The sequence below is a fragment of the Pseudoalteromonas sp. MMG006 genome (assembly GCF_018101025.1).
Classification (GTDB): Bacteria; Pseudomonadota; Gammaproteobacteria; order Enterobacterales; family Alteromonadaceae; genus Pseudoalteromonas.
On sequence record NZ_JAGJEJ010000022.1, the window covers coordinates 1 to 9,279 of the forward strand.

Sequence of the window (9,279 nt, forward strand, 5' to 3'; positions counted from 1 at the left end):
CTGAAATGTCGATAAGAAGCTGCGTCAAACACTGACCTAAATACTGTAATTCTTTGGCATCGTATAAAGAGCTTTTGCCATCGAACTTAATTTGCAATCGTTCACCTGATAGGAACGAAATGGTTAGTGGGAAATTATTACTTTCTGTCGCTTCTACGTTTCGAACATCTAAGCCAATGTCATTGAGTTGATTTCCGATTTCTTCGTTAACTGGATAATTTTCAAAAACCAGCAAAGAGTTAAACAAGTTGCCTTGAGAGTTTGAAAGTTTATTTATGGCATTTAGAGGGACAAAGTTAAATTCTTCTCTTTCAATTAGCTGTGTATGAAGCTGAATTAACCAATCACTTACTCGTTGGTCTTTGTCGACACAAACATGGACTGGATAGCTATTAATAAACAGTCCAATCATATCTTCAACACCAGCTAATTCAGTTGGCCTTCCCGACGTCACCGCTCCAAAAGTTATGTTTGAAGTATTTTCTAGCCGTGCTAATAGAACTGACCAAACAGCTTGAGCAATAACATTAATCGTTGTTCGTTTCTGCTGCGCAAATTGATTTAACTTGAGCGTTTGCTCCAAATCTAATTCGAACTTATGGACTATCTGCTCTTGCTGTAAAGGGCTGTTTTTAAGCCGGGTTAAAGTACTCCCTTTCAATGGAGCTGGGGTAACGTCTGTAATAGCACTTACTTGTTGCAGCCAAAACTCAGACGCTTTTTTTAAATCTTGATTGCTTAACCAACGAATATATTCACTATAAGGAACAGGAGCAGGCAGGGAAACCATTCTATTTTGGCACAATGCACCATAAATTTCGGTTAACTCAGAAAACAACGTTGGCAAACACCAGCCATCTAACAAAGTATGATGAGCTGTCCAGATAAACTCATATTCCCCAGTGCTCAATGCTGCAATTAAAAATCTAAATGGAACAATCTGTTGCTCCGAAGTACAAAGTTGCTTCTCTTGCTCTGCATGAATTAGTAGTTCCTTCTTGGCCTCAACGACAGACCTAGTACTTAAGTCTACACATCGCCATGTAGGTTCAATACTTTTATAAACGACCTGATGAAATTCACCGTTAACTGATTGTACAAACCCAGAACGCAACGCTTGATGACGTTTGATCAATTGCTGCCACGCCGTTCTAAACAACTGAGTATCAATGGAACCAAAAGTTAATTTAGTCTGCGTCGCATAACTTTCATCACCCAAATGACTATGGAACAACATTCCTTGCTGCATACCTGTTGCAACAAAAACATCTTCGATGTTTTCATCTTGAAAATCTGCGGCAAAATCTTCGGCATCTAAGTTTGCATACTGAAAGTCTGATTGGCTTAACCGCCCTGATTTACCGTCTGAACAATGCGATACAACCAATTGAAGACCTTGTTGGAACAACTCCATGAAAGCCGACATTTTCGCTTCGCAATAACCATCTGTTGGGAAAGTTAAATTGAACTCTAATTGTCCACCGACAATCATGCCATTTAGACTCAATGGATGAGTTCGAACTCTTTCAGGACTAACACTAATACCAGTATTTAAGGCAACAGGACTAAAATAACGCTCATCATCTGAGACTTGATCAAACTGCCCAAGGTAGTTGAAAATAAGTTCACTATTTTTAGTATTGCGAAGGTTTGATGATTTACCAAAATATTTTAATACACCATAGCCAATACCGTTATTAGGAATTGCTCTCAATCTCTCTTTAACATCAATAATGATCTGTTCAATATTGACTTCAGATGCTGTAAAAGCAAACGGAAAAATAGTAGTAAACCAACCCATGGTTTGGGTCAAGTCAAGCTTGTCATCTAACGGTTCACGACCGTGGCCTTCTAAATCGATTTTAAACAGTCCTTGACCAAACTTGCTTGATACAGCAAAACAAAGAGCTGACAAAAGTAACTCATTTATTTCTGTTCTATATTTGCGATTACATTGAGTCAATAAAGTATCTGTAACTACTTTATCTAACTTAATTGAAGTGCCACTAATGCGTTCATGGTTGAACAATTTAGTAGTTTCCAGCTCAGTAAAACATTCACTTTGTAAATTTGCAGTTTGATGCCAAAACTCAATCTCACTGCCATCGATAGCCTCGTTATAGCTAGAAAGAAACTCGGACCATTGCTTATATGCTGACGTTTTTGCTGCAAGCCTAGACTCATTACCATCTTTGTATTGTTGGTAAAGCGATTGCAGATCTTCGAGCAGGATACGCCAGGAAACACCATCAATCACAAGATGGTGAAAGATAAGTAGTAATTTTGCTTGTCCATTGTCAAACTGCAACATAACCAGTTTAAACAATTGACCTTCAAGCGGAGACAAGGAGCTTTGCATTTGCTGTATGAAAGCAGCAAATTCCTCTGTATCTTCATTAACAAAGCGTTTCTTCAACACAGAAGCCTGTACAATCTGTTCAATGTTTTCATTGAATTTAGCTTGCCACTCACCATTTCGGTTGAAAAACACAGTTCTTAGTACATCGTGTCGAGACACTATCTTAGTAGCAAACTCTGTTAATAGTTCGACACTTAGATCTTCAGGATAATTCAATGCTACCGCTTGATTATCATGATTAAGCCCAGACTCGTCAGCAAAAAACAATTGCTGAATTGGCAGCAACTGCATTTCACCTTCAATCAACTCCTGAATAGCAGAAGTTTCAATTTGACTATTACTTTCAGCCGCCAGCTGTGCAATATTTAAAGCATTAAACAGTTGTTTAACTGTAATTGATAACCCTTTTTGCTGAGCCCTAGAAACCAACTGTATTGAGAGAATTGAGTCGCCACCTAGCTGAAAAAAGTTATCGGTGACACTAATTTGCTCTAATGGCTTGTTAAGCAGTGTTGCAATAACGTCCACTAACTTGGATTCAGTTTCATTGCGCGGCAACACAAGCTCTCTAGTTTGAGTTGCTATCGTAGGTAAAGGAAGTGCCTTCTTGTCGACTTTACCGCTACCATTTAATGGCCATTCTGACAAGAAACAATAAACGCTAGGCAACATGTAGGGTGCTAGGTGGTCTTTTAACTTATTGTGAAGTCTCTCTTCAAACTCAATCTCACCAATATCCGCATCCAACTTTTTAACATAAGCAATTAACCTAGTTGTTGATGTATCTGGATCTGTATTTGCAATCACCAATGCAGAATGTACTCCTGAGCATTCAATGAGATGATGTTCAATCTCGGCCAACTCAATACGGAAACCATTGATTTTAACTTGATCATCCTGACGGCCTAAAAATTCCAAACTGCCATCATCACAAAAGCGAGCCAAATCTCCCGTACGATATAATCTTTCTACGCCAAGACTAGGATGTGGAAAATCGATAAACTTTTGCTTTGTTAACTGTGGTTTGTTCAGGTAGCCTCTAGAAACAGTCGGTCCACCGATGCAAAGCTCTCCAACACTTCCCAAAGGCTGGCATAGACCAAACTCATTCAAAACCAATACTTTTGCGGTATGCATAGGCCAGCCAATATTAGCTCCCTTAAATGACTCAGGCGAAACATCAGTACTATTAAAAATAGTACTATCAACAGTGCATTCAGTGACACCGTATGAATTGACTAGTTTTGTCGTCTTCGCTAATAAAGACTGAGCATTAGCGTGCTCTTCTAATGACCATGAATCCGAGCCGACAATCAAGTAACTAAAATTTGGAAAGGCGATTCCAGCTTCTCTAGTGTAGCCCAATAGGCCTCTTAAAACCGCTGGTACAAACTCGCCTATTTGTATTTGTTCATCATGTATTAATGTCAATAATTCAGACGGCGATAACAAAGTCTCTTTTGGGCAAAGAACAAGTTTACCGCCAGAGCACAATGCTCTTACAAAATCACCAACACAAACATCAAAACCAACACTCGCCATTTGCAGATGGTTTCGAGACTTAGTTGACAATTCATAAGCCTCTTGCCAAGCATAAAATTGTATGGCAATTGATCCATGCTCTATCATTACCCCCTTAGGCTTACCAGTCGTTCCAGAGGTATAGATGATGTAAGCTAAATCTTTACTTAGGTTCTTCTTCCGAGAAAAAGAAGCGACCAATCCTTTATTAAAGAAACCACTGAGGTTGGTAACTTGCAGTGCCATCTGTGTGGTAAACGAGCGCTCAACATCAGTATCTGTAACAAGATAGTCAACTCCTGCATCTTCTAAAATGTATTGGATCCGATTTGTTGGTAACGAAGGATCAATAGGCAAGTAAACAGCACCGGCTTTTAGTACTGCATAAAAGGCGACTACAACATTTACATTACGAGTAAGACAAACACTAACAATATCCCCTGAGTTAACTCCTTGTTCAGTTAATGTTTGCGCAAGTAGATCTGATTTAGCTTCAAGCTGAGCGTAACTTAGAGACTCGTTATTAGCGACAACAGCTATATTGTCCGGATTGTCAGCAGCATGACGTGCGATCATCTGGTCAATTGTTGAGCTTGAAGGCTTGACAGCATGAGCAGCATTTAATTGCTGAGTTTGATGAACAACTTCATCCTGACTCAGCATCAATATATCTTTAAGCTGAACTTTTGGTAATAGTATTATCTCATTTAATACATTTTCGATGTGACAACTAAATTGCTTTATTCTGTCACTCGAAAATAAACTTTCATCAAAAATCCAATCTAACGCTATTTCGTCATTGTTGTCACGAAAAGTAATGTCCAAATCAAATTGAATACTAACACTTTTACGTGAACGTTCAGATATTTTTAGACCTGGTATATGAAGTGGTTGCTGTTGATTGCCACTAGAACTGTAGATGATTTGAAAAAGTGGTGTATGTTCAGCGCTTCGTTTGACATCACAGTTATCAACCAAATAATTAAAAGGCAGCGCCTGATGGTTTTGAGCGTCTAAATGAGTATCTTTTACAGCTTGTATATATTCATCAAAACGATCAAAGTTAGTGTGCGTTCTCAATACAACTGTATTAATAAAACAGCCAACCACTGAATTCAAAGATTTATCTAACCTGTTCGCAACGGGTGTACCAATTAAGATTTCTTCAGAGTTAGCATGGCGACAAAAAACATAGGCAATTACGGCGTGTAACAACATAAATACCGTAACATTTTCTTGTTGAGCTAAAATGCGAATTTGTTCACTTAGGCTGGCAGAGAAAGGAGCGCGAAATTCTTTACCGGCCCCCACTATAGCTTCTTTTTTACCCGGTGCTCTCGGTAAAGAGTGCTTTACTGGTGCATTCTTTAACTTGCCTTTCCAATAATCCAATTCTGCATCTAAAGCACCACTGTTTACCCAGTCTTTTTGCCAATGAATGAAGTCGGAATATTGTACTTCATCGTTGTCTTCCTCTACTTTTGCACCGCTTTCTAATTTCTGATAAATACCAACAAAGTCAGCTAGTAAAATTTCCATTGATAGGCCATCACATGCGATGTGATGGATATCAATAATGAGTGTATTGGTCAAGCCAAGTTCATCTGTCTTAAGCAAACAAGCTCGGAGCATCAAATCGGAACTAAGATCAAACGGCATTTGCTGCCTTTGCAGCCAAATATCATCAATACTATTTTGCAGCTTGTTAGTATTAACCTCTGACAAGTCTAATAACTCCAGACAAAAGTTAAATGATTTTTGTACTTGCTGGTAAGGCCGCCCTTCCTTTTGGAAATAGACAGTACGTAATATATTGTGCTTTTCGATTAATTTTTGTAGCGTTTGTTCTATCAAAATAGCATCAACACGACCTGAAATATCCAAAGCCATAGACATGTTGTAAACCGCGTTTTCTGGTTGCATTTCTTCAATGAACCATATACGACGCTGGGAATAGGACAAGTCAGTAAACGAGTTACTCACAGCAGCTTTTCGCAATGTTGGAATATCAGTATTGCGCGCTTGCTCACTTGAAAGTAAAGCAATGATCTCTTGCTTGTTTGCAACGATTTCTTCTTTTAGCCGCTGCGGAAAAACATCTGATATTAGTTTGAATTTTAATTGGTTTTGCTCAACAAATAGAAAAATACCTGCTTCTTTGGCAGATTTAATTAATTCTAGCGCAATCATAGCGTCCCTTCTGTTACATTCTCGTTTGAACCAAGCACAACTGCAAGATCCTGTTTTGTTCTCAGAACATCGATTTTCTGAGCTATTTCGAACACTCTTTCCAGTGAAAATATATCTTTAATCGTTAACTCAATAGCAAATTCACTCTTTATTTCATTAACCAGTTTTACCACTAATAAAGAGTGTCCACCTAAATCAAAAAACCTGTCTTCAATTCCTACTTTTTCAATATTGAGAAGTTGCTGCCAAATGCTGCATAAACACTGTTCAATATCATTCCTAGGGGCTTTATAAGGTGTTCTTTGAATATCCGAATCCAGTGGCGTAGGAAGTTGAGCCTCATCAATTTTTCCATTTGCTGACAAAGGAAATACATCCAAAAATATGAAAACATCTGGGATCATGTAATTTGGTAGGCGCGAAATAAGCAATTTTTTAACTTCCGCTTGCAATCGTCGAGAAGCTAACCCCAGTTGAGGAAAATTACTCCACTTTTGGGAAGCCCCGCTATCGAAAGGCCTAATAGCTGGTTTTTTCTGTCCTTTTTTAACAAAGATAATATCCATCAATCTAGTATCTGAGTTATTCCAAGTACAAAAGCACTCATACCCTGCTGCTGTTGCTTTATTCTCTAGTTGAGAAATTTGCTCATACATAGATGTGTATTGCGCAGGAACCTCTCCACTGAATTTGGAGTCTAGTGTTTGTTCTCCAAGAATATCTAGCAAGTAATGAGTATCGGTTAACCTCTTATTTGGCACTGCCATGACACCAAATACATCTTTTTCTGCATTGAAAATTAGCTGCTCAAGTCCTTGGTCTGAGTCATATTTATACCAAGCTTCGTTAGCTATCTGAGTCTCTTTAAGTTTGCCTTTATGCAAGGTTACGTCATAACGAAAACAAGACATTTCATTTTTTGCATTGGCATTTTTTAGCGCTATATCTACGCTACAAAGATCATTTCGTCGCTCAACCAGAGATTCAAAATACTCAGGATTAACCAACAATTCTTCTTCGCCCAGTGAACGACGAATAACTCGCTGCTTCATTTCTCCAATAGAAATTTCCTGTGGTTCATTTCGCCAATTTTCAATTTCAACTGACAAACTAAAACAATCCAATAGTTGAAAGTTTCTCACGTCACCAATAAAAATACGCCCATCATCAGTGAGCAGCGAAAGTAAATCATTTAAAAGTTGCTCCAGATAACCATGACCTGGAAAATACTGAATCACAGAGTTAATAATGATGGTGTCAAACCGTTCATCTTTAAATCGGTTTAAATCTGAAGCATCGATATTATGCAGATTAATATGATCCCAACCTTTTGCGCTAACTCCCTGAGCTATTTGCGTGAGTACATTTGGAGAAATATCGGTTGCATGAACTTGCTCACAATCTTGCGCGTACTGGAATAAAAGTAGACCAGTACCACAGCCAATCTCTAGCACTTTTTTTGGTTTCAGTGATTTAATGCGAGAAACTGTACTATCGACCCATTGCTTCATCTGAGTCTCAGGAATTAACTCTTTGGTGTAGCTGCTATTCCAACAGGTGATATCAAATTCTAAGTTATCAACTTGATTATCATTGTGAACATCGTCAAACACCTCTTTCCATTGATTCAATGTTGCATGTTTTTCCGACTGCGTGGGCTGATTAAGCACTTCTTGTTTAGGGCAAACATAAGCAACAAGCTGTTGTTGTGATCGGTTTGAAGTGACTAACTTGACGTGACTACTAGAAACGTCATAGTGTTGGTCGATCTGGTGACTAATTTCGCTGAGTTCAATTCTATAGCCTCTGTGCTTTTGTTGTTTGTCTTTCCTGCCTATATATTCCAGCTCACCATTTTCTCTCTCAATAACCAGATCTCCAGTACGGTATACCTTATCATTTTTATCTTTACCGAATGGATTGATAAAAAAACTATTCTGATTTAATTCGAGATTATTTAAGTAACCTGACGCAATAGATGGACCTCCGAGTAATAACTCCCCAACCATTCCTTTAGGCTGGAGTTCCATTCTATCGTTAACGACAAACTGCAAATAACCTGGTAACAAATGCGAGATATATACTTTTTTTTCTGCTAGTGATACCCAATTCATATGCGACCAAATTGTTGCTTCTGTAGGTCCATAACAATGCAACAAGCCTCCATAGCATAGCGACAATATTCGCTGTGCTAATGATGCGGGTAAAGCTTCACCGCCACAAACTGCAATAATGGGCTCAGAAGTCTCTGGAATACCGTTTTCCAGTAACAAACGCCAACCACTAGGTGTAGCCTGAATCCAGTTGATTCCTTGTTGTTGAATTATTTGAGAAATACCAAAACTGTCAAATAGTGAAGTGCCAGGGATTAAATGCACGCAACTGCCCGCAATCAAGGGACACAATAGTTCCAGCATCGAAATATCAAAGGAAATATTAGTAAGAGACAATACTTTCGATTGCGGAGAAAGTTTGCTCCGTTCAATAGCTCCGGCCGCAAAATTATTAAACGCCTGATAGCTTACCTTTACTCCCTTTGGCACTCCCGTAGAACCTGAAGTAAACATTATATAGGCAAGGCTATCCTGAGTGACTTCTGTGGTACCGGCTAAGGTTGGAGATTGCAAATTGACTGCAGAAATCGTGGAAGTGTCATCGACAGCTACGGAAACCACGTCTGATAAATGTATACAGTTAGTATTATCCACCAAAACAACCTTGGCTTGCGAAGCATTGACAATCAATTTTTGTCGATATTGTGGCTGTCTCACATCAACAGGAACATATACAGCACCAATTTTAAAGAGCGCTAACAGTGCAAATACCAAATGCTCAGTTCGGTCCAGTGCAACAACGACTCTATCTCCACATTTTACTTTTTCTTTTAATAAGAAATTTGCCAACTGATTAGAACGCTCATCTACTTCTAAATAGCTGAAGCGATTGTCATTTACTACTAACGCATCATCATCAGGTCTTGTTTTGACATTTTCTTTAAAAGACTTAACAGCAAAATCAGCCGTTTCAGATGTGCCTTCACCATTAGACTTGGTCAGATATGCCATCAAAGCTTGCTTTTTTTCTCGAATCAAACAGATTAGTTTTTCATCGGTGATAACCTCATCTGAACGCGTTTTTAGCTTTCCATCAACACAATAAGGTGTAATACCGTTGTCCTTCAACAACGCAATAAGTTGCGTAATTTCCAT

The 9,279-nt window shown here is 38.6% G+C and carries 2 protein-coding genes; both read right to left on the minus strand.

Annotated elements, in window-relative coordinates:
• A partial coding sequence (locus J8L73_RS16635) for a non-ribosomal peptide synthetase (protein ID WP_211018760.1) occupies nt 1–6,070 on the minus strand: 6,070 nt, incomplete at its 3' end.
• Entirely contained in the window at nt 6,067–9,279 is a 3,213-nt protein-coding gene (locus J8L73_RS16640) for an amino acid adenylation domain-containing protein (RefSeq protein WP_211018762.1), read from the minus strand. The genes J8L73_RS16640 and J8L73_RS16635, both read right to left, overlap by 4 nt.

What these genes read in the sequence shown, in the direction of transcription:
- J8L73_RS16640 (WP_211018762.1), bottom strand. Translation starts at nt 9,279, where the DNA reads ATGGAAATTACGCAACTTATTGCGTTGTTGAAGGACAACGGTATTACA.